Source organism: Paenibacillus wuxiensis, assembly GCF_040195695.1.
Classification (GTDB): Bacteria; Bacillota; Bacilli; order Paenibacillales; family Paenibacillaceae; genus Paenibacillus_B; species Paenibacillus_B suaedae.
Window position 1 is genome coordinate 285,935 of record NZ_JBEFZI010000009.1, and the last position, 25,005, is coordinate 310,939.

Genomic DNA, 25,005 nt, shown 5'->3' on the forward strand with positions numbered 1-25,005 from the left:
AAAATTCAATGTTGTACACGGTACAATCGAGTATTCACATATATGCCGCACAACGGGCACTATCGTACAACAGGTACTATAACGATAAAAAGAGCAGAACCATTCGGGATGGAATGGTTCTGCTCTTTCTATGTTGCTAGCTTGATCCTGCATATACTTTAATACTCCAAATGCTCCTTATCGTCAATCCGCTTGCGGAAGACATAGTAGCTCCAAATTTGATATCCGAGCACAAATGGCAGAATCGTCAGAGAGATATACGTCATCACCTTCAGCGAGTAAGCACCAGAAGCAGCATTCATAATCGTCAAATGGAACTCAGGGCTGATTGAGCTGATCATCACTCGTGGGAATAAGCCGATGAACATGCTCACGGCCGACAAAATGATAACGGCCCCTGTCATGGCGAATGCCAAGCCATCCCTTTCCCGTCTAATGAACAATATTGCTAGAAGTAATGCGCACCCAGCTAACAGTGGCAGGACGATCCATCCACTGCCGTGAATAGTATAAATATCGGTGCTGACATACGTCATCATGGCAAATAGCAATAGTACCACGACAACGGCAGGGCCTATATCGCGAGCTGCCTTCCGGGCCCGATCTCGCAACTCGCCGGTGGTTCGCAGCGTAATGAAGACGAGCCCATGCAGGATGCATACCATGACTACGGCCACACCGCCAGCGAGGGAATATCCGTTCAGCAGATCAAACACGCTTCCGACCATTTCCTTGCTTCCGTCGATCGGCACACCTCGGATAATATTGGCAAATACGACACCGAACAGGAACGGAGGCAGCAGACTGCCAATGAATATCGCCGCATCCCACGCTTTTCTCCAAGCACCATAATCCATCTTGCCCCGGAACTCGAACGCTACGCCGCGCGCAATAAGCGCCAACAGCAGCACGACGAATGGAATATAGAAGCCACTGAGCATCGTGGCATACCATTCTGGAAAGGCGGCGAACATAGCCCCGCCAGCTGTAATTAACCATACCTCGTTCGCATCCCAATAAGGGCCGATTGTGTTGATAATGATGCGTCGTTCATGATCCGTCTTCCCGAGGAATCTAGCGACCATACCTACCCCGAAGTCAAATCCTTCGAGGAAGAAGAATCCGACGAATAAGATGGCAACGAGTATGAACCATAACTCATTTAGCGATAGCATGTGTTACCTCCTTATCAAATGGATCGTAGTTCTCCATATCTTCTTCCTCCGGTTCTTCCAGCTGCTCATCTTTACGAATCACCTTGACGAACAGAACAGCGTCAATAATGGCCAGTACCGCATAAATGGTCGTGAATGCAATGAGCGAGAAGAGCAATTCTTCCGCTGTCACCGTCGGCGATATGGCGTCCTCTGTGCGCATGACTCCGAACACGACCCACGGCTGACGACCCATCTCGGCCATAAGCCATCCCGCCGAATTGGCGAGGAACGGAAAGGCGATCATGCCGACCATCAGCTTCAAGAACCAGGGGCGCTGCTCCAGCTTCTTCTTGCGGGACAATATCAGTCCGTAGATGCCGACAAGGCACATGAGCCCTCCTGCAACAACCATCATGCGGAAGCTCCAGAACGTCATCTTGATCGGTGGAATATAATTTCCTGGTCCGTATTTTTGTTCATAGCGCGCTTGAATTTGATTGATCCCTTCCACACTGCCGTTAAGCTTGTTGTACGATAGCAGACTGAGCATATATGGGACTTGGATTTCGAACGAATTCTCTTTCTTTTCTGTATCGATTTTGGCAAATAACGTGAACGGTGCCGGATCCTCGCTCGTATCCCAGAGCGCTTCGGCTGCTGCCATCTTCATCGGCTGAGAAGTGAGCAGATGCTGCGCCTGTGCATGCCCAATGTAGGCAACGATGATGGACGAAATCAAGGCAACGGTAATCGAGACGCGGAACGAACGGCGGAACATGTCCGGATTGTGTCCACGCAGCAGCTTCCAAGCACTGACGCCTGCCATGAAGAAGGCGCCGGTTGCGAATGCGGCGAACAGCGTATGCGGAAATTGCAGCCACAATTGCGGATTCGTAATGAGTGCGAAGAAGTCGCTCATCTCTGCCCGTCCGTTGTTGAATTCATATCCGACAGGCGCATGCATGAACGAGTTGGCGGTCAAGATCCAGAACGCGGACAATACGGTACCGATCGAGACAATCCAGATGCAAGCGAGATGAACGCGCTTCGATAAGCGATCCCAGCCGAACACCCATAAGCCGATGAAGGTGGATTCCATAAAGAAGGCGAGCAGCCCTTCAATGGCAAGCGATGGCCCGAACACATCACCGACGAAGCGGGAATAATTGGACCAGTTCATCCCGAACTGGAACTCCTGCAAAATGCCGGTGACGACGCCAACTGCGAAGTTAATCAGAAATAATTTGCTCCAGAACAAGGCTGCTTGCTTGTAAATCTCCTTGTCCTTGACGACATAGAGCGTCTCCAAAATAGCGATTAAAAACGCCAGTCCAATCGTCATAGGGACGAAGATGTAGTGGAATAACGTTGTTGATGCGAATTGGATTCGCGCGAGAATGACTTGATCCATGTAGACCTCCTTGTAAAACATGTGTGATCGTCGTTCAAAAAGAGAACTTCGTTTGTGAGCTTCCTAAAATGTGAATATCTTCACGTTATGGAGTGCTGGTTGCGGCACCAACTATCAATCGGTCGATAGAAAAGCTTTAAGTAAAGAGCATGACGAGGCTGAATGTGCATCGTTATACACTTCGTTCACACTTACTTTCATGGAACTGCTAACCCGACAAGTGATGTTCTCACGTTCAGCCTTATCATAGAGCAGAGTGGATGGGGTGTCGCCATCCACTTCAACGGGGGGGAATCATCCATGTTCAAGAGACTGACACAGAGTTGACAACGTTTCGATGAAATCGAGTCATCTGAGAGTCCGTAGGGGAATGATATACTTATTTATATGTGATAAAAATCACAGATTATAATAGTAAGAGGTGTATTCCTATGTGGCAACCGGATCGTTCCAGCAATCAACCACTATATCAGCAGATTGCCGCATATATTGAGCGCAGCATTTATAACGGTGAATTTACTCCGGGAAGCGTCCTTCCATCGGAACGTAAATTTGCTGAGCAAATACATGTTAATCGAAGCACTATCGTTCAAGCCTATGAAGAGCTGCGTGCAGCAGGCATTATCGAGAGTATGGTCGGCAGTGGTACTCGAGTAAGCAAGTCGAAGTGGGGGGCAGACTCTCAACAAACGCCAGATTGGCATCAATACTTAGATAACTGCAAGCTGGTACAGCCTGATCCGGTATACGCAGAACTAATTCGTTCCGCACTGGATTCGGGCAGCAACTGTATAGACTTTGCCAGCGGAGAATTGTCACCCGATTTGTCGCCAAATGAAGAGATGCGGACGCTATTGAGCGAGCATCTGCTGCATGAGGATATGAGCTACGACGATCCTCAGGGCTATGTGCCGCTGCGGGAGGTTCTGTCCACTTCTTTACACCAATATCGCGGCATTCGGACGACAGAATCATCGATTCTCATTACCTCTGGGTCTCATCAATCGCTCTATTTAATAACTCGTCGATTGCTTCAGCCTGGGGATGCGATCGCGATCGAGGATCCTTCCTATTATTATTCTCTGCCTATGTTTCACTCGGCGGGCTTGCGCTTGTTTCGGCTGCCTGTGGACGAGAAGGGAGTATGTCCGGAAGGGATATTGTCCTTGTATCGGGAGCACAACATACGGATGATATTCGTGAATCCGAATTATCATAATCCAACGGGCCGTGTGCTTGACCCCTCTAGACGGGAACAATTGCTTGAGATTTGCGGCAGCTTAGGCATTCCCATTGTGGAGGATGATCCGTTCAGTCTGACTTCCTTCACAGGCAATCCGCCGCCGACACTGAAGTCGATTGATACGAACAATACCGTCATTTATATTGGCTCATTATCCAAAATTGTAGCGTCTGGCCTGCGAATCGGATGGATGGTTGCCCCGCAATCTGTTATTACGCGGCTTGCTGCTGAACGACAGCAGATCGATTTCGGAATGAGCGTGCTGCCGCAGCGGATCGCCGCACGGTTGCTGTCGGAAACTTATTTTGACCGCCACTTGGCGCGGCTGCGGCAGGAACTCCTCAAGAAACGAAACTTGCTTATCGATGCGCTGGAGCGCGAACTTCCGGGGGAGGTGGCGTATTCCCTTCCGCAAGGAGGGCTGCACTTATGGTGTAAAGTAAAAACACCGATTCCTGATGCGAAATTGCTAGAGGAAAGCATAAAGCGAGGGGTTCTCTATAATCCCGGAACGGTCTACGGTTCAGAACCAGGGTATGTCCGGTTTACGTATGCAAGACCGCATGAGGAGGAAATTGGGTTAGGAATAGCACGATTTGCTCAAGCGATTCATGCATCCCAGCAGCGAAAAAAATGATTTATATCGGAGTATAAATTCACAAAAAGAAATGCAATTGGAAAGTTCCTCCTTTCTGATTGCATTTTTTTGTAATATTATAGAGAGGTAAGAACAAAGAAAGCGTTTACGTAGTTCGGCGCAGATGAGAGATTGGAGGGATGAAGAAGGAGGGACTATGCAATCCAATAACTACATGAGATGGAGGGAAATAATGAAGAAATCTATCTATTTGAAGGCGGTTTCGATGCTGCTCAGTTTGATGGTTGTGATGACTTCGACGCTTACAGTCGTTCAGCCTTCGAAGGCGTACGCTCAATCAAACGGGCAGGAGAATGTAAAGGTGGAGAATCACGATGTTGGCCCAATCCTATCTATTTCAGATAAGGGCAATGGGACTCTGCCGAGCGTTACAGATGTCGTGTATGACAAGGACGGCAATATCATTCCGAATCCAACTGGGGACTCCAATGAGGAAGCGGCTCGCCTTCTTGCGGCTGCTACATTTAGCGGAACGAATCTAGCTCTGCACAAGCAGGCCTTCTCCTCTGGCAATGAAGTGGATTATTTGGGGCCTGAGCTGGCTGTAGACGGCAAAGGGAATACAAGATGGTCTTCAGCGAAAGAAGATGATCAATGGTTCTATGTAGATCTCGGAGAGAAGAAAGCTTTCGATCGTGTTGTAATCCGCTGGCAGACTCCGGCTGATACATACAAGATCCTCGTATCGGATGACGCTCAGAATTGGACGAATGTGAAGGAAAACGATGGTCTCATCCAATGTAAAGGCGGTGTGGAGACGGTTGATTTCCCTTCGCTCGAAGCTCGTTATGTGAAGTTTCAAGGCGTTAAGCGCGCTCCTGTCGATGGGGTGCTGTATGGCTATTCCTTTTTTGAATTTGAGGTGTATCAATTGAATGACTTGCAATCTGTCATCGATAAGGTAACGGCTGCGCTTGCGGTGCAAGCCGGACAGACGAAGCTCGATTGGTCCGCTGCAGGTGTGCCTGAAGGCTATAGTGTCAGCATATTTGGCAGCGACAGAGTTCCTGTCATCGACCGCGAAGGCAATATCCGTACACCGCTAGTAGACGCCAAGGTGAATCTGATTATTCAAGTAGAGGATCAGAACAATCCGGATCGGAAGCTGTTGTCAGGAAGTATTCCTGTCATCGTTCCGGGCTTGTATAAGCAGACACCGGATCGCAATGCCGAGCCGGAAGTGATTCCTTCTCTGCGCGAGTGGTATGGGGATTCCGGCAATTTCAAGTTGAAGAAGTCCTCGCGAATTGTAGTCAATCCGAAGGATGAGTCTTTGCTGCGCAAGGCGGCAGAGCAGACTATCGAAGATGTATTGGATCTGACGGGATACCAGCTTACAGTTGTCTCTGGAACGCCGAAATCTGGGGATTTGTATCTGTCGATTGATCCGACATTATCATGGCTTGGCGATGAAGGAAACGTATTCAAGGTAGGGGAGTATGTATCCATTACCTCTTCTTCAGCCAAGGGGGCTTTCTTCGGAACGAGAACAGCGCTCCAAATTATCAAGCAGAATAAGGACTTCACGATTCCACGAGGTGAAGCAAGGGATTATCCGAAGTACGAGAAGCGTGGACTCATGATCGACGTAGCCCGCAAATTTTTCACGATTGATTTCCTTCGTGATTATGTGAAGCTGTTGTCATGGTACAAGATGAACATGTTCCAAATTCACTTGAATGATGATGTCGGGGAGCCATTCGCAGATGGCACACGTGCAGCTTATCGCTTGGAAAGCACGACGTATCCGGGGCTTGCAAGCGCTAGTGGGCATTATACGAAGCAAGAATTCAAGGATTTGCAGCTTATGGGCATGGACTATGGCATCAATATCATCCCGGAAATCGATACACCCGGACACTCTCGTGCATTCACGACTTACAATCCGGCGCTTGGAGACGATTCCCATTTGGATATTTCTAAGCCAGAAACTGTGGAATTCATCAAGAACTTATTCAACGAGTATATAGACGGAAGTGATCCAACCTTCGTCGGGCCAGAAGTGCATGTTGGCACGGATGAATATTGGGGTCCGGATATTGAGCGCTTCCGTTGGTACATGGATACACTCGTGAAGCATATGAACAGCAAAGGCAAGCACCCGCACATATGGGGAGGCTTGACCCAGTATAATGGAACGACGCCAATTAGTAATGACGCAACGATGGATATCTGGTATGAGCCATACGGTGCGCCACAGCAGGCGGTGGATCTCGGCTATGACGTCATCAACTCGCAGAATGTATATATGTACATCGTGCCTACCCTTTATGGGAACTACTTGAATTCTCAATTCCTGTACGATGAGTGGGAGCCGAACAAGTGGGAGAACACATCGCTGCCACTTGGCCATCCGCGCGTGAAGGGCGGCATGTTCTCCATGTGGAATGACGTATCCGAAGCAAATGGCTTATCGATGGACGATGCGCATATCCGACTGCTGCCTGGCATACAGGTCGTAGCAGAGAAGCTATGGACGGGAACACGTGATGATAAATCCTTCGCGCAATTTAACAATCGTACGAAGGTGATCGGCGATGCACCGAATGCCGATCGTTCTCACAAAATTTCGATAAATAATCCAGACAATCTTGTTATGCAGTACATGTTCGAGAAGGGATTCAAGGATAGCTCGGGCAATGGCTTTGATGGCAAGGCTGTCAATGTGGATATGACGGAAGGCAAGTATGAACAAGGCGCGCACTTCAATGGCGGCAAGAGCTACATCGAGACACCAGTCGATGCAATTGGATTTGGCTGGACCGCTTCCATGTGGATTAAGCCCGACAAGAACAATCCGGATGACGCCGTATTAATGGAATCGCCTGTTGGTACGCTGAAATTGAAACAGGGCAACACAGGCAAGCTCGGATTTAGCAAGGAGCATTATAACAGCACGTTCAATTATGTCGTTCCAGAAGACAAGTGGACCCATATCTTGCTGAAGGGCGATGACAAGGGCGTATCACTGTTCGTCAATATTGATGAGTATGTGGAGCGTCTGGAAATGGAGTATCCGAAAATGAACACACTCGTCTTACCGACGCTTCGCATTGGCAGCGAGACCAACGCCTTCAAGGGCACCTTGGATAATGTGGTCATCTACAATAAAGCGATTGAGCTGCTCAGCACGGAAAATCTGGCTCTGCACAAGGCTACGGAATCCTCGGAACCAGAGTTCCCATACTATTCTTCTGACAAGGCCGTAGATGGCAATCCTTCTACTCGCTGGGCCAGCAAGTATGTGGATGATGCGTGGTTCCTTGTAGACTTGGGAGAGGTCAAGGATATCAATAAAGTAATTATTAAGTGGGAAGGCGCCTATGCGGAGAAGTATCAGCTCCTTGTGTCTGATGACAAGACGAACTGGAGAAATATTTCCGGTGAAGGTGGAATCATTGAGTCCAAGGGTAAAATGGACATTCTCGAATTTGATATGACGCCAGCACGCTATGTAAAGTTCCAAGGCATCCAGCGGGCAACCGTCTTCGGTAACTCGTTCTACGAGTTTGAGGTATATTCACCAGGGCAAATTCCTGAATACAAGCAGTTGATCGCTGCAATGGATGATATGCTGACGAATATCGGTAACAAGGGAAAATGGTACAAATTGCTGCTCGAAGTGCTGAACCGATACCCTTACGATGCCAATCGTCCGATTGATGAGATGAAGACGATCATGACGCAGCTTGAACCGAATTAACAGACAGGTGAAAACCTCGCTTCCTTGCTGGAGGCGAGGTTTTTTTGTGCAGATGAAAGAAGATACATCGGTCTTTCGATCTAAAAATAGTAAGACGAAACCCTAATTATAGGATTTTAAAAAGGTACTTTTTCCCTATTAATATTCCTTATTGTGGAACCGTTATAGAATGGATGATTGTTAAATTCTAGAACTTCTTTGGAGAGGAGAATAAGATGATTTACAAGAAGCTAGTAAAGTGTGTTCTTGCCATCGCTATAGCGATAAGTATTCCGGGAACGGGACAAGTGTTAGCGCTTGACCTAGAAGAGGAAGAGGTTATCGCTCCATTGCCGGAAGATATTGAATCTGATGTTTCAACTATACCTGTTACAGAAAATGTATACGGAGATAGGGTCGCGATTGCCGCTGAATATGTAGAATTTGTCATTCAGCCCGGAGAATCGTATGAATTCCTCTATGAGGGCTCATCAACTTTTCGAACAATATATACGGATGCAAGCGAATCCAAGAACATCTTTTACGATTATGTCGTCTTTGGAAAAAAAGGTGATGTCAAACGTAAAGCAATGGATCATACGGGAAGCATAACCTACGATATGGGGCAGACAGCAATCGTTACAGTGCCGTCTGAATCTAATCCGATGACGGTGAAGATTCGCGACGATGCTACCTACTCTATAACATCTGAGCCTGCGTTATTAAAATTCACCTTACAGAAAGGGGAAAGCTATCGCTTACTAAATGTTGGCCCGGACGAATCAAAGTCAATCGCGAGCAACGTATCTTCAAGTCAAGAGCGGCGCTATGACTATTCTGTGTACAATGCTGATGGCAAGCGGGTTCATGGAACCTATTATTCCGTAGGTAAACCACAGATTTCTAATGACGAGGAGCTAATAATTACAGGAGTAACTTCGAACCCTGTGACGATAGGCTTTCCTTACCGAATCGCAGATGGTGAAGTGAGTGATGAGCCTGCTTATTTACGCATTGATTTGAAGCCTGGTGAAAGCTATGAACTGACCAATCTAAGTACGAAAACAGAATCCATTCAGTTTGAAAATCCAAGCAAACACCGATTTGATTATGTAATTTATAAGCCGGACGGTACAGAATACTCCCATAGATCGAACAGCAGCAGTGAGCCAAGTGTTCAATCAGGCTTCAAGATCGTTATAACATTAGTTAGCGATAACCCTACTACGATAGGTGCACCTTATCGAGCGTTCGAGGGCAGCGATTCTGATGAAGCAATTCATCGTATCACAGTTAGCAAAGGTGAGTCATATATCATTACAAATAATGGTAGTAAGAGTCACTCGCTGCATAATGATGCGGTTAAGCTCGGAGGAACATTTGATTATGTGACTTATCGAGCAGATGGGGCTCGATTATATGATGAAATGAACTCTAAGAAGCAACCGAGCATAGTATCAGGGGCATCGACAATTGTTACGGTTCAATCGGACATACCAGTAACTTTTGAATATACTGATGATTTTTCAATGGAATATACCGGAGAACCAGCTTATGTTCGTGCGACATTGACACAAGGGCAGACTCATGAGTTCACGAACAGAAGTGAGGGCTCAGCCTATCTACGCAGTGACTCTTCCTATTCTGGAGGAAGATTTGATTATGTCATTTACTATCCAGATGGAAGTGAACGGTCGAGAGGGAAAAATTCATATAGTAAACCGAGTGTGCCAGCAGGCCATACAATCGTAGTTACCAATGTAACGGGCATACCTATCACGTTTGGTGGTCCATATCGCATATTCGCTGAACAGGAAAACCCAGGTGAGGCAATCCAGCGCATTACGGTGAATCAAGGTGAATCCTATGTATTTCATAATAATGGTTCACGAATGCAATCCGTTCGAAATGATGCCCCTAAGGTAAAAGGGTCATTTGATTATGTTGTATATGAATCAGGCGGGAACATTCACGGCGATGGGATCAATTCGAAAGTTGCAACGTATATCCCGGTGGGAGGCTATGCAATTGTGACTTCTCAGTCTCTCGAGCCAATTACTTTTGAGTATGCCGATACTATTACTGTTCAGCAAAGTTCCGATCCATCTCATCTGCGGGTCACACTTACGCAAGGGAAAAGCTATGAATTCACGAATGTAAGCACGAAAACAAGAACGCTGAATAACGATGCAACCATCTCTTCGGGAGGAAAATTTGACTATGTTATTTATCGTACAGATGGTACCGAAAGCAGTAGTGGATTAAGCACTTCTTACAGCCAATCCGTTGCAGCGGGCAATCGAGTCGTAGTGATGACAGCTTCTGATGCTCCCGTAACCTTTATCGGAATTTACACGGTGTTTAAGGGTCAAGAAAACGCTAGCGGTACGTATCAACAAATTACGATAAATAAGAATGAATCTTACACATTTTTAAATAAGGGTCCATCAGGAGTGGTAATTAGAAAAGATGTCACTTCTGAACATGGGGCATTAGATACAGTAGTATACGACGCAATGGGGAAAGTGGCGAGTAGAACGCCGGACTCAACAAGTAGCTTTACAACATCAGTATCTGGAAAAATGATGGTTACCGTCACATCAGCTACACCCGTGGTACTCCGGTACAACGATAGCATCTCCGTAGAGAAGTCAGCTTACCCTGCTATGCTCCGTGCTTTAGTAGCAAAAGGGAATAGTTATTCTTTTACAAATATAAGCGACTCTACGGAAACGTTATTTTCTCTCCCGGGAGGATTACAGTATGAATACGCTTATATTCTAACGGGGCCTGACGGTCGTGTTCAGAAAATGAGTGACCGATACGTTGGTACATTAAGTATTCCTGCAGGATGTAACGTAGTGGTTACAACTGTAAGTGCCGAGCCAATTACCTTCGCAGGTGTATATACTTCCTTCCAAGGAGGAGAAACCGTTACGCCAGGGAAATCGTTCAAAGTAAACAAAGATGAGAGCTACGTACTCGTAAACCAACACAACCAGTCCGTATTGCTCGATAATTTGGCACCGTCAGATGTAGGACGTCACTATGATTACGCGGTATATGATGTTCAAAATATCCCATTAAGCGCTCAATTGGAGCATGTAGGAAATGTGACTATACCTGCTGGTGGCACGATTGTGATTACAGGTACTTCCGAACTCCCTGTTCTTTTCAAGGAGAATGACAAGATTATCGCGACTCCAAGCAAAGAACCAGCTCTGCTTAAGAGAGTGCTTGATTTGAATCAGCAAGTCATGTTCCAGAACAAGACGAATTCGACAGCTCACGTTGTAACCGATGCATCGAAGGCGAATGCGAAATTCTATGATTTTGTTGCTTATAAGGCAGATGGAAGTATTCATAAGCAAGGCACTCAAGTGGATACGAGTGTAGAAGTTTCTGAAGGAGGCAATGTTCGGATTACGCTAACCTCCAATTCGCCAGTTAAGTTCGGAGCGCCATATCGAGCCTTTACGATCCCTAGAGGGGATGTCGTATTTGAGGAATTACTTAATAACGTACAGAAAACGGTAATCAAACAGCCGAATCAAACAGGCTACTACAAGTATAAAGCCGCTCGTACCGGGTTGGTTCGGTTTGTGACGAAAGAAAAAGAACCATTTGAACTGCAGCCTGTCATCACACTATATGCAGATGAATCACTGACGAAACCAATTAAGGCCTCCAAAGAAGTAAAGCAAATGCACGGGGAAGACTACACAGTACTGGAATATGAACTGACAATTAATCAAGTCTACTATCTGACCTTGGAGGAAGAGAAAGGCAAAGGGCTAGATGTTGTTCTTGTTGCAGCATCCTTGTACTTGCTGCCTAAAACAACTTACCAATACAACTATGGAAATAACACCTTAAGCAAAATAACGCTCTATACAGGAGACGAAATTCAATTCGAATATGACGCTAGAGGGAATCTAATTAAGAGAACGAAAAAGGTTTACCCGTTTAGATAGTAAAAATAAGTTCTCGAATTTGAACAGGAAAGGATTTTGCAGATGTTTAAGAAATGTTTAGCGATTCTGTTATGTATAGCAATCGTTCTACCTAGCTTTCCAATAACGAATGTCTATGCAGAAGTGGAACAAAACAGTAATAGACAGGCCCGGGCAAGTGAATCTGTTAAGCCTATTACAATTAACTGGGTACTAGAGCAATTTCAAGTTACAGAGGAATGGCTCTTTAAACAGATTGCTTCCGGCCATTCATTATACAACATTTATCAGGCATTACTGGATCAGAAGCAGGGCAGAGGAAGTGCGGATGAAATTCTGAAGAGCGCTTCTGTAACAGAACCAATCCTATGGGATGCAGGGGAAAAACCTAGGGAAGTATATTCGAAGAATTCTCAACATCAATTGGTAGAAGTAGAAGCAGGGCAACCTGCTTTTGCTTCAGCATCCTATGATGAATCTGCGTTGCAGCATCATAAGTTAAGAAATGAGACTTCTTCATACGAAATTGGTTACGGTCAAGATTCGATTTCTACGACGACTGGTGATTTCTACGTTCAATCTGTAGATATTGTACTGCCAGGTACGATTCCTTTTGCTCTCGTACGGAAATATGATAGCGCATTAGCAAGTCAGGAAATGGGTGTGGAGAAGGATGCGCAATCGGGTCAATATCGTAATGCTGTGAAAGTACGAAGAGAAGAGGCTAGCTCCGCACTAGGTCGGGGCTGGAGATGGGATCTGCCTTATCTGCAAACGAATAACGGAAATAAGTATTTGTGCGTTCCCGGAATTGGAACCTATCAATTAGGTACAGATTTGAGCTTATTAGGATACGGGCTGAAAAATGTGCTTCTCAAGGTGGATGCCAGCCAGTCAGTATCAGGCATACCAAGTGCCTATAAGCTCTCTATATTGAACGGATATGATTATTTTCTGGATGCGAACGGATACTTGATTCTGATTAAGGATAATTACGGTAATAAAGTTGAATTTGGATATACCACGAATGATGGCAATAAAGTACTGTCATCGATTTCGAATAATGATGGAAATAAGCTGATTTTTACATATAGTACGAATCAGGTTATCGTTCAACAATCAGGGACGGAACGGAAATACACATATAACAAAGGTCAAGAGGAAGGCCGCACGGTATTGAACCAGGTCGTCGATCCGGCTGGTCGCAGCACCAAGTATATATACTACTTTCCGGAATCGAGATTTAACTTTTTACCGGATCTCGTGAATGATATAGATAATCAAGGGATGAACGAATATGCCATGTTAACCCGAATTGTTCATCCTTCGTCTGCGTTTACGACTATTGACTATGTGGCTAAGCGTAAACAGATCGGAGCATATGCTTCTGAATTTGTATACAAAGTTCGGAGCCGAGAGGATTCTTATGCTTCGATGGAAGGAGACGTGAAGTTACATCCTATTAAGCTGGAATATTCGAACGAGGACTTAGAAAGCTTCGGGAAAGACGCAGCTTGGACGACGAAGGTAATTTTCGAACAGTTAACGGAGCAATATCGAATTAAAAAAGCATATGCATCTCAAAATCAGCCCGACTTGCATGTTATGGAGCGGGTTCAGATAAGCGATGGAACGACAGAGATGGTTCGCTCGATGACTTATGATATGGCAGCCAAGCATAATCTGCCGCTCCGAGTTGAAGAAACGACTTCTCAGAATGGAGCATCGACGAAGGCTGAATCCATATCGTACAGCTATGATGATAAGGGATTGTTGTTGTCTGAAAAACTTAGCACAGGACAAGAATCGACAATTCAATATCAGACAGGCTCAACGCCGTACAATTGGTCAAGACCTAGTCAGGTTCTAACGAAGATTTTACCTGCATTGAATCAGAATCGTGTAACTGTACTCAAGTACGATGATAAAGGAAGCGTTACAAATCATTCTGTTCATGAAGGTGCTTCGTCCAACAAAGCAATTGCTTCGTCCGAATATAGATACGATTCAATCGGGAACGTGTCAACGAGCATTGTATATGATGATGGACGCCTAATCATTACGTCCTTCGGTTATGAATCTCCATACGGGAAATCACTCGTTACAAGTCGAGCGTTGAATGTAACCGATGCAGATGGAAGCAAGAATATGATTACAACGAGATTCGAATACTTGCCGACGGGTCAATTGAACAAGGTGCTTGATGGTCGAGGTATTTCGGAACAGTACCAATATGATCGCGTAGGACGTATGCTGCAGTTGATCTATCCAGACGGAACCTCAATTCGCAATGATTATGACGATTCGAATAACGAGGTAACCACGACGGCTCCGGATGGAATCATAACGGTACAACGATATAATCCTGTAGGAATGCTGGCAGAGGAGCAAAATGGTCAAGCTCGTTACAAATATACTTATGATGAACGAGGAAACTTGATCTCACAATCTGATGCGGAAGACAATAAGACACAATTCCGCTACGATGCATTTAGCCGTCTGCTAGAAACGCAATATGCGGATCAAACGAAAGATCGCGTAGATTATGATCTAATTAATCGTAAGTTAACGTATACGGATGCGGCAGGATATCAGGTTCGTGAAACGTATGATTCACTATGGCGAGTGATCGCTATGGAAGAAAATACGGGTGCTGGTTACAACATTACAAGCAAACTAACTTATAATCTCGCAGGTAATGTTTTGAACAATGAAGATGCCAAGGGAAAACAAGTGAAATTTGGCTACGATGTGCTCGGCAGATTGAGAAGCGTTGAGGATCGAGATGGGAAATTAACCTCCTATGCGTATAGCCAAGGTGGTTTTCTGAAGGAAGTTTCATCTTCAAACAACATGCGGGATCTGCTTAATTATGACGAACTCGGACGTCTTACGAGATATACAAGATCGGGAGGCACTGAGAAATTCTACTACGACGAAAGCAATAATTTGAAAAAATTCGTCAACAAAGCTGGCCAAGCCACCGAATACTCGTACGATCAAAATAATTTGCTGAAGACAATGAAAACAGCAGAGGAAACCGTAGATTATAGTTATGATTCCAATGGCAGCATTACTGTGATGAAGGATCGTCATGGGGTAACTGGCTACAAATATGATGCGGATGATGGTATGCTGATTGGCATTTCTTATCCAGACGGTACGAATTTGGATTATGAACGGAACTCGCAGCAGCATACTGGATATACCTTAACAGGCGCGGATAAGCAAGTCATGCGTGTTCAAGGACAATTAAATGAAATGAATCAAGTGTCGGAGCTTCAGGTATACGGAGGAAATGCAAACAGTAAAGGGTTGAATGCTGCGGCAAATACACCACTGGATCGATTCACCTTCGAGTACAGTCCGAACCAGCAAATGAAGCGCCAAGCAAATGGCAAAGGGTTAAGCACTGATTATTCATTCAATGGATATGATCTAACAGGATTATCGAATAATGGCGCACCTAGTGACCAGAAATTTAATTACCAGTATGATGTGAACAAAAATATTACGGGCATAACATCAGGAAATCAAGTCAGTGAGTTCACTTATGATGCTTTGAACCGAATACTAAGCGTCAAGGATCAGAATACAGATGATACGTATACGTATGACGTAATTGGTAACCGGACTGGATTAGTCAACAAGACCGTGTCTGGCATGAAGAATGCATCTTATACCTTTGACTTGCTTAATCGTCTTACTCAAGTAAAAGGGGGCAATGGAAAGGAAGTTAATTACGCTTATAGCGGGGATGGACTGCTGTATGAGCGGGCAACAAAGGAGAAGCGGACTCGCTATTACTATGATGCATCTGCAAATCTAGTTGCAGAAGCTGAAGTAGGAGCAGATGGCAAGCCAAGCATCGCATATGCATACATCTATGATGTGCAGGGCAAGCTGTGGGCACGTCAAGATATGAAGTCCAAGGAGCTCCAATACTATCGTTTTAATGGACATGGAGACGTCGTATCACTGTTGGATAGTGCAGGCAAGGAATTGAACACGTATACGTACGACATCTGGGGCAATCCGGAAACGGAGAAGGAGCAAGTACCGAACATATTCCGCTATTCCGGAGAGTATTGGGACTCAGAGACAGGCTTGCAATATTTAAGAGCGCGCTGGTATGATCCGAGCCAAGGCCGCTTCATGTCGGAAGACACATATGCTGGGAATCTTACTAATCCGTTAAGCATGAATCGGTATACGTATGTTGAGAACAATCCATTAATCTATTCTGATCCATCTGGGAACTATTGTGTGTCAGTTGACGGGAAATATGCTCATACAGGTCAATGTGCTGATCAAAGTAATGCTGATTATTATATGGATGATAGAATCGTCATGGCCTATATATTGCCTTATATGTCAGCCGGGGTAGTAAAAGGTTTTTATAATAACAAGGCGCAAATTGAATATTTATTACCAAAGGAACAAAACAGACAGACTTTTTGGGAGACTTACAGCAAAGCGGAATTTAATCAAATGAAGCTTGAGCTCCCTTTAACAGATGCGGAATATATGTTTGCTACGATATCCAATAATTCGCTATCAACAAAAGGCCTTCCAAAATTCAGTGCTAAAAATAAGCCGAGTGTGAAAGTTGGAAAAAACAGTGGTTGCAATTGTTTTACCGCTGGAACCAAGGTTCAAACAGACGAAGGGGAGAAGAATATCGAAGACATTGAAGTCGGAGATAAGGTTCTTGCTAAGTCTGAGTTTGATGCAAATGGAGAATTGGCTTATAAGGAAGTCACAGCACTCTATACGAATTACCGTAATGATATAATAAAGCTATACATTGGTGATCTCCTCATCGAGACGACCGACAACCATCCGTTTTGGGTGGAAAGTAAGGGATGGATCTTCGCAGATGAGCTTAAGGTGGGGGATAAACTCCAAAAGGCTGATGGAAGTAATCTGACGATTGATAGAGTAGAGTTTGTCTTACTGGACGAGCCAGTGATGGTATATAACTTTACGGTTGCGGACTACCATACGTATTATGTAACGGATTTAGGGATATGGGTTCATAATACAAAATGTGGTTGGGTAAGGATGACAACGAAGCAGGCCACAAATGCTGCCAAGAAATTAGGATTCGAACCAACCAAGTTTACTGCAAAGACCAAAGAAAAAATTTTTTATAACAAAAAAACTAAAACATATATCAGTCAAGATATTGGCAGTGGTAACGGTTTGGGGCCGCATAATGGTGGTGTTTGGAAGCAGGCAACGACACCAGAACGGCTTAATAGCAGAGATACGAGAATGGGAACGTATGATGCTAATTTGAATCGCGTAGGTGATTAAATTGTACAAATACGAGATAACAAAATATAATCCTGATTTTCGTGATGAAAAAAGGCGATATTTGAAGGAAGATTGGATTGGAATTGGTGATATTGGCAAGTCTTTTGAAGGAGAAATGCTGACAGTCGACAAATACAAGGAAATTGAAGATTGCTATATTAATGCAATACATTTAATTATGGACTACATGAGGATTCCTTATTTAACGATTAATGATGTTAGACGCAGTTTTTCATATGATACATTTCAAGGTATTAGAAAAAAAATCCAAGAACTTTATTCAAAAGATGTTTTAGAAACCTATTTGCATGTTAAGGATAGGGATAAGTTAGATAATAAGAAAATAGATTTGTTTTGCAGATTACTTTTACGTGAAGATATTGGTGCAGAGGTTTATTATCCCAGAAGGATGAAGGTGTTTATAGGATATGATTATTTGATGGGAATTCACACTTCAAAATCAATTGATTCAATAATACCGTCGATTGAGCAGATGGGGTTGTTTGTGGAAAAGCACTAAACTTATAAAGACCATGGGAAACGTTCCTTCATGGTCTTTATTTTCCCCTACCCAGTGTCGAATGAATCGGGAGGCATGCCCTATTAGAAATTACCCTCATAATCCGCGTGTGATATTGCTTCAACAAGTCCGTGCAAAGATTGTCGTCGAAGGTAAGGTTGAAGCGAATAGGGCCGTCACGATTATGATTATGGCACGACCGACGACCGACAACCATCCTTTCTGGGTAGAAGGAAAAGGTTGGGTCTTTGCGGATGAACTCCAAATAGGCGATAAGCTCCAAAAAGCTGACGGAAGCAACTTGACGATTGATAAGGTTGAGTTCGTTAAGCTAGTTGAGCCAGTTACGGTTTATAACTTTACGGTTGCTGATTTCCACACGTATTATGTAACTGATATTGGGATTTGGGTGCATAATTACGAATGGATGTCTGAGACCAGAGGCTAAATATCTTAAGTCAGGTAAATATGGGGTTAAATGGAAATATGGTTCGGCAACAGCTAAAAGTACGGGAACACCCCAAGGACAATGGAGTAAAACGGATTTGGAGTATGCCGCTACAAAAGCCAGTTCTTTGGAAAAGGGTCAAGGGGCTTGGTTTGAACTTCCAACCGGTTCAACATCCGTTGTACACATGCCTAATGGAACTACTGTACAAGCAACAAGAATGTGGGTTAGAAATAATGGTACTGGTACTTTCCACGGATATCCGGCCCCATAAAGGAGGTTTCGAAATGTCATTTATTATACAAGCAAGTTGTCCAAGGATTACTGGAGTATTTGATAGTGAAGCAGAATCTCTGTCAGATGCGATAGAGAGTTCATTTCCACTTTTGACTGAAAATGCGGTGATTGTATGGAATTATGTTCCGATTTTACTGGGTTATAAATATGATATTAGTATTATGATTGATGATATATTAGAAATTTTAGAAGTATTAAGAAAAGAAGACTCAGGTGCAAAGACTATCCATTGGGCTTCGAATACGTTTGCACATGTATGGCATTTGTCATGGGACTCAACACAGTTAGTGATTAAAGCCAAGTGGGGGGATGTTTCAGGAAGAACAGGGCAACTATTGCAAAATAGTGGAAATGTTACATTAACAAAGCAATCATTTAGTTCTGAATGGAAAAGAGTTCTGCAAAACTTAATAACTGCATTGAGTAAATTGGGATATTCGGAAGAGGGGCTTCCGGGCATGAAACGTTTGGTTCATGAGTATGAAGTAATAGAAACGGAAGGGAAAATCTATCGATAACTATATAAAGTAAGTGTGTTTATTTGGCCTTGAAAGATACTCTCTTTCAAGGCCTTTTCTTTAATACCCACCCAGTGCCGAATGAATCGGGCGGAACAACCTGAAAAATTTAACCCTCGTTAGTCCGATATCAAAATTCCGTCAAAATTGTATGCGTACAGCATTATGCTTGGATTTTATACCCTGTTTATACTTTTTCTATCTTCTCAACTTATATACCGAAACTACCCACCCCTTTTCGTAAACATTTAATACTTTCCAGTAAATCTTCACATCTTCATCGACTCTATGGAATGACCCACAGTTCATTCTCGTGTTATCATTAAGGGGAGCAGCTGATATTTTACGTCTAAACCATATAACTAGAACTTTAGTAAGTAGGCTGCGCTGAAATGCTAGGGGGATTATTTCATACATGATAGACAAAAGGGGAGTGGGACAATTATGGCAGTGAGAAGATGTTGGCTGATTATGGGGAGCATTCTGCTTATGCTCGGAGCCGCAACAGGATGCGGAAGTCCGGAGGCGGAACAGCCAATGCAGGGAGCACAGGAGAAGGAGACGCCTGTTCAGGTGGCAGCCGTGCAGAAGGGAGCGCTGAATCAGACCAATGAGATGATTGGGACAGCGAGTGCAAGCCGATCTGTCGAGGTGATCCCGAAGCTGAGCGGTGAATTGAGAAGTGTGAATGTGAAGAAGGGTGACACCGTCAGCAAAGGCGAGACTCTGGCGAGCGTGAAGGCAGACGATCTGGACATCCAGCTCCGCTTGGAGCAGCTGGGCTTGGAACAGGCGCAGGACCAATATAAAACGCTGCATAATGCACAGGCGTCTGAGCTTGAATTGGATCAGGCGAAGCGCAGTATCGAACAGGCCGAGCTCCGTATTCAGCAAGCGAGCAACCGTAAAGCAGACGCGTCCATCAAGGCGCCGATCAGTGGTCAGGTGGTGCGTGTAGCGGCCGAGCAAGGCGAGATTGCTGCAGGCACTTCGCCGTTGTTCACGATCGTGTCAACCAACCCGATCAAGTTCACGGCAAATGTGAGCGCTAATCAGATGCTGCTTCTGCAGAATCGGAAGGAAGTCAAGGTGGAGCTGCCGGATCTCGGCAAAACCATGAATGCGCACATTACATTCTTGTCTCCTGTGGCGAACGAATCTGGATTTTACGCACTGGAAACACAGGCAGAGAACAAGAAGGACGAGATTAAGCCGGGCATGACGGCCAAATTCTTAGTTGATCAGCAAGTGCTGAAGGATGCCTTGCTCGTGCCGACAGAAGCAATCGTCGAGAAGAATGGTGCTTCACACGTATTCGTTATTCGCGATGGACAAGCTGTCGAGGAAGCGGTAGAGGTGCTTGAGGCGCAATCCAAGCTGACGGCGGTGAAGGGCAATCTTCAGCCGAATGATCAGGTTGTTGTCAAAGGACAGCTGACTCTGACAAGCGGCAATAAAGTCAAAATTGTCGAGGGGGCACGCTAACGTGAAAGTAATCGACGTCTCCGTTAAGCGTCCTATCGGCGTAATGATGCTCGTGCTGGCGATTCTGGCACTGGGCTTGTTCAGTCTGCGCAGTCTTGCTATCGACCTTTTCCCGAAAATCGATGTGCCGATTGCTGTGGTCGCGACCTCCTATCAAGGGGCGGCTCCAGAGGAAATTGAGAAGCTGATCTCCAGACCGCTGGAGTCTTCTCTGAGCACGATTCAAGGGATTGACACCCTGTCGTCTCAGTCACAGGCGAATTCCTCGCTGGTTATGCTGCAATTCAAGACCGGCACGAATATGGACAACGCCCTGATCGATGTCCGGGAGAAGGTCGATCAAGTGAAGGGGATGCTTCCTGATGATGCCAATGATCCGACCGTGCTTCGGTTCGACCCGAACCAGATGCCGATCATTACGCTTGGCTTGACGGGCGCATCTCCAGAGAAGCTTCAAGAATTTGCGGACAAGACCATCATTCCATCCTTGGAACGAGAACGTGGAGTTGCATCTGTCTCTGTTGCTGGGGGTAAAACGCGTGAAATTCTCGTTGAGCTGAATCGTGCAAGCTTGTCGCGGTACGGCATTACGCCATCTCAAGTGGTGCAGGCGATCAACGCAGAAAATAAATCTCAGGCAGCGGGCTCTGTACCGAAAGGTGTGCAGGATCTGCAAATCCGAGTGAAGGGCGAATACGGTTCCGTAGATGATATCAAGCAGACTATCATTCATTTGCCGCGTGGGGGACAAATACAAGTTAGTGATGTAGCTGTCGTCAAGGATACGTTCAAGAAGCAAACCTCGCTGACGTTAGTAGATGGCAACCCTGCCCTCGTTCTGTCGGTACAGAAGCAATCGGATGCGAATACCGTAGCGGTTGCGGATAACATCGACAAGGGACTCGCGAAGATGAAGGATGTATTGCCGCAAGGTATTGAATTGAAGAAAGTGTCCGATACGTCGACCTTCATTCGTCAATCGATTGACAGCGTCATCGGCAATATGATGAGCGGCGGCGCATTGGCCGTCGTGATCCTGCTTCTCTTCTTGCGTAGCGTACGCTCGACCTTCGTTATCGCGCTCTCCATGCCGATCGCGATTATTTCGACGTTTACGCTCATGTATTTCACGGGGCAGACGCTCAATATCATTTCGATGGGCGGGCTTGCGCTCGGTATCGGGATGATGGTCGATAACTCAATCGTTATATTGGAAAATATATTTACTTATCGACAGCAGGGCATGTCCATGAAGGAGGCGGCTGTGAAGGGATCATCTGAGCTCGCTTCTGCGGTTATAGCTTCAACAATGACAACGCTCGTCGTATTTCTGCCGATCGTGTTCATACAGGGCTTGACTGCCGATATCTTCCGGCCGCTCGCACTGACGGTCTGCTTCTCGCTTATTGCATCGCTCGTTGTGGCGATTACGCTCATCCCGATGCTGGCGTCGAAGATCGTATCCGAGAAGAAGATCATGCAGCAGGAGAAGAGGGGCTGGTATATGCGCTTCTTCGGCGGGTTTGTTACAGGGTATAAAAAGATATTGAAATGGGCGCTCGGACATCGTAAAACGACGGTGTTTGCTACCATTGCTTTACTTGTAGGGAGCTTCTTCCTTGTACCGTTCATCGGCATGGAGTTCATGCCTGGCGGGGATCAAGGGCAAATTCAGATCAAGGTTCAGACGCCTAGCGGCACTAGTTTGGATGAGACGAAGAAGACCGCTGACGAAGTTGCAGCCCTGCTCAAGCCTTATGAGGGGATCATTGAGACGGCTTCGCAATCGATTGGCGGAGGAGGAGGATTCGGCGGAGGCGGAACGAATTCTGCTACGTTCACCGTTCAATTGGTTCGCGCTTCGGAGCGGGATATCAAGACCAAGGAACTGATGCAGAAATTAACCGATGCGACAGGCAATATTGCAGGCGCAGACATTACTGTATCTGCACAGGAGTCAGGCTTAAGTGCAGGAGCTCCGATTCACATCAAGCTGAATGGTCAGGATCAACAGGTATTAGAGGAAGTTGCGAATCAAGTGGTGTGGATGATCTCTGACGTACAAGGGGTATACAATGCAGAGTCTTCCGCTGCGGAAGGTAATGCGGAGTTGAACATTACTGTCGATCGCAGCTTGGCCGCTTCCTATGGCATCTCGTACCAGCAAATATTAAGCGAGATTTCGCTTGCCATGAATGGGCAGATGGCTACCCAATATCGGGAAGACGGCAATGAATATAATGTGAGAGTCATTATGCCGGAGGAAGAACGCAACAGTATCGCTGCATTGAATGCCTTAACGATTCAATCGCAGAATGGCCAGTTAATTCCACTGTCTGCTGTTGCGAAGTTCAATCAGCTCCAAGGGCCTGTCATGATTCAGCGCGAGAATCAGCAGCGTCAAATTAACGTTACGGCTGATATTGCGGGCAGAGACTTAGGCAGCATCTCGAAGGACATTGAACAATCGCTGAAGAAAATGAATTTCCCAGATGGGTATTCATACTCCATGGGCGGAGCGAGTGAAGATATGGTGGAAGCATTCGGAGATCTTGGAATTGCACTCGTATTCTCCATCTTCCTCGTCTATGTCGTGATGGCGGTGCAGTTCGAATCGCTGCTGTATCCGTTCATTATTATGTTCGCGATGCCTACGACGTTCATTGGGGTCCTTGGCGGATTGTTCCTTACGGGCACACCGCTTAGCGTAACGGCGATTATCGGGGTCATTATGCTCGCGGGTATCGTCGTCAACAACGCGATTATATTGGTGGATTACATTAATATCCAACGCCGCAGCGGATTGGATCGCCATGAGGCCATCATGCAAGGTGCGCCGAGCCGGATTCGTCCGATCTTCATGACGACGTTAACGACAGTGCTCGGCTTGCTGCCGCTTGCGCTCGGCATCGGGGAAGGCGCGGAAATGCAAGCGCCATTGGCGGTTGTCGTAATATTCGGTCTGTCCTGTTCGACGATCTTTACGCTGCTGCTGGTGCCAGTTATGTACACGTATTTGGATGATTTCTCGAACTGGATGAAGCGCTTGTTCACACGCAAAAATAAAGTAGAGAACGTGAGCGAAGCAACAGTATCTAATTAATTGGAACCACCTACAGTAACATCAAAAAAATCTTGGTATATAGCAAAGCTCCCACGAACGAATACAATCGTTTGTGGGAGCTTTTTCATTGTGATATACAGCCAACTCCAACCGGTACATAAAAGAATTGACATGTCGAATCGGACAGCTTACGCTTGATTTGCCTATTATTCTCATTTCTGGGTTGATAAACATGACTGTGCTTCTACTAGAATGCTGAAGTAGATAGGGATAATGGAATGAATGTGTAGATGGGAAATGATATCTTGGAAAGGAAAAGGTGCCGATGCCTCAACGAATACATGCATTACACGCGAGCTGGCTGTTCCTTGTCTCTTATGTATTAAGCAATATGCTGTCCACTTTTATTTTTCCTGACAAGCAGCCGTTGTACGCAAACTTGGGCCTATTCTTGCTCTATGTCATGTTTGCACAAGTTGGCTTGCATGTACTACCTTCCATTTTATTCATAAGGAGCAAGCGGATGTCTTGGAAGGCTGTATTCAAATTCCGCCACGTATCATTAAGTACGATGCTGCTAAGCCTCCTAATTTACGGAATCAGTCAGGTTCCAATGCTGTTCATCCATCAAGTCACAGAGCTTATTTCGAATGTTCTTGGTCGCTCGTATCAGATGTCCTATTATCCACTAGCTGCTGACTTCACATCGCTGCTCATGCTCATCATGGCTATCGGAGTATTTCCTCCGATATGCGAAGAGTTGCTGTTTAGAGGTGTGCTATTGTCCGGATATGAGGAAAAGGGCAAATGGTTTGCAGCGGCGATGAGTGCTCTCCTGTTTGCTCTATTTCACGACAATCCGTATCGGCTGCTGGAGCTGTTCTTTTCCGCATGGGTTTCAGCCATAATCGTGCTTCATGCCCGGTCAATCTGGCCGGGAATAGTCATTCACTTGGCCACAAATACAACCTATGTCATTGGTTCCTATTTGAAGGGTGGAGACCTCGTTATGGGCATCACCTCAACCGAAGCATCCCCGAATTATTGGATAATAGGAGGATGGGGAGCCTTGTCTGTTCCGGCTGTTTATATAGGGTATATGCTGCTGCGAATCATTGCCAAGAAAGAACAGAGCAAGGAGAGTCACAACAGCACCAGTCAAATGGATCGTAGAAAAGGGTATAGCTGGCTAATCCCGATTTTCCTGTCACTTCTCATCTTTGTACTTCAGGTCATGTAACTAAGGCTTT

The 25,005-nt window shown here is 45.5% G+C and carries 12 protein-coding genes; 10 read left to right on the forward strand and 2 right to left on the reverse strand.

What is annotated here, in order from left to right; translation table 11 throughout:
- Positions 1–158 precede the first annotated feature (158 nt).
- On the reverse strand, positions 159–1,175 hold the full coding sequence (cydB, locus tag ABN764_RS21940; protein ID WP_446673118.1) for a cytochrome d ubiquinol oxidase subunit II: 1,017 nt from the start codon (positions 1,173–1,175) through the stop codon (positions 159–161).
- Complete coding sequence (locus ABN764_RS21945) at positions 1,159–2,568, reverse strand: cytochrome ubiquinol oxidase subunit I (RefSeq protein ID WP_446673119.1); 1,410 nt, start codon at positions 2,566–2,568, stop codon at positions 1,159–1,161. Before ABN764_RS21945 ends, cydB begins: the two co-directional genes overlap by 17 nt.
- Before the next feature lie 431 nt (positions 2,569–2,999).
- On the opposite strand from ABN764_RS21945, the gene pdxR reads away from it, so the two are divergent.
- The 10 genes from pdxR (at position 3,000) to ABN764_RS21995 (ending at position 24,995) form a co-directional block, all read left to right on the forward strand.
- A complete protein-coding gene (pdxR, locus tag ABN764_RS21950; RefSeq protein WP_446673120.1) occupies positions 3,000–4,448 on the forward strand; it encodes a MocR-like pyridoxine biosynthesis transcription factor PdxR in 1,449 nt (482 codons plus the stop codon).
- 193 nt (positions 4,449–4,641) lie between these two features.
- Positions 4,642–8,172: a discoidin domain-containing protein gene (locus ABN764_RS21955; RefSeq protein WP_446673121.1), complete on the forward strand. Its 3,531-nt coding sequence runs from the start codon at positions 4,642–4,644 to the stop codon at positions 8,170–8,172.
- A 215-nt stretch (positions 8,173–8,387) separates the two neighbouring features.
- Positions 8,388–12,125, forward strand: coding sequence for a hypothetical protein (locus ABN764_RS21960; RefSeq protein WP_446673122.1), 3,738 nt, complete (start codon positions 8,388–8,390; stop codon positions 12,123–12,125).
- 42 nt (positions 12,126–12,167) lie between these two features.
- Complete coding sequence (locus ABN764_RS21965) at positions 12,168–17,423, forward strand: polymorphic toxin-type HINT domain-containing protein (protein WP_446673123.1); 5,256 nt, start codon at positions 12,168–12,170, stop codon at positions 17,421–17,423.
- Between the two features lies 1 nt (position 17,424).
- Positions 17,425–17,943 (forward strand): hypothetical protein, encoded by a 519-nt coding sequence (locus ABN764_RS21970; RefSeq protein WP_090509282.1) that lies wholly within the window; start codon positions 17,425–17,427, stop codon positions 17,941–17,943.
- 115 nt (positions 17,944–18,058) lie between these two features.
- A complete protein-coding gene (locus ABN764_RS21975; protein WP_446673124.1) occupies positions 18,059–18,391 on the forward strand; it encodes a polymorphic toxin-type HINT domain-containing protein in 333 nt (110 codons plus the stop codon).
- A 287-nt stretch (positions 18,392–18,678) separates the two neighbouring features.
- A complete protein-coding gene (locus tag ABN764_RS21980) occupies positions 18,679–19,206 on the forward strand; it encodes a hypothetical protein (RefSeq protein ID WP_446673125.1) in 528 nt (175 codons plus the stop codon).
- Positions 19,207–19,650: 444 nt separating this feature from the next.
- A complete protein-coding gene (locus tag ABN764_RS21985) occupies positions 19,651–20,691 on the forward strand; it encodes an efflux RND transporter periplasmic adaptor subunit (protein WP_446673126.1) in 1,041 nt (346 codons plus the stop codon).
- 1 nt (position 20,692) lies between these two features.
- Positions 20,693–23,794: an efflux RND transporter permease subunit gene (locus tag ABN764_RS21990; RefSeq protein WP_446673127.1), complete on the forward strand. Its 3,102-nt coding sequence runs from the start codon at positions 20,693–20,695 to the stop codon at positions 23,792–23,794.
- Positions 23,795–24,080: 286 nt separating this feature from the next.
- Positions 24,081–24,995 (forward strand): CPBP family glutamic-type intramembrane protease, encoded by a 915-nt coding sequence (locus ABN764_RS21995; protein WP_446673128.1) that lies wholly within the window; start codon positions 24,081–24,083, stop codon positions 24,993–24,995.
- The last annotated feature ends 10 nt before the right edge of the window (positions 24,996–25,005 follow it).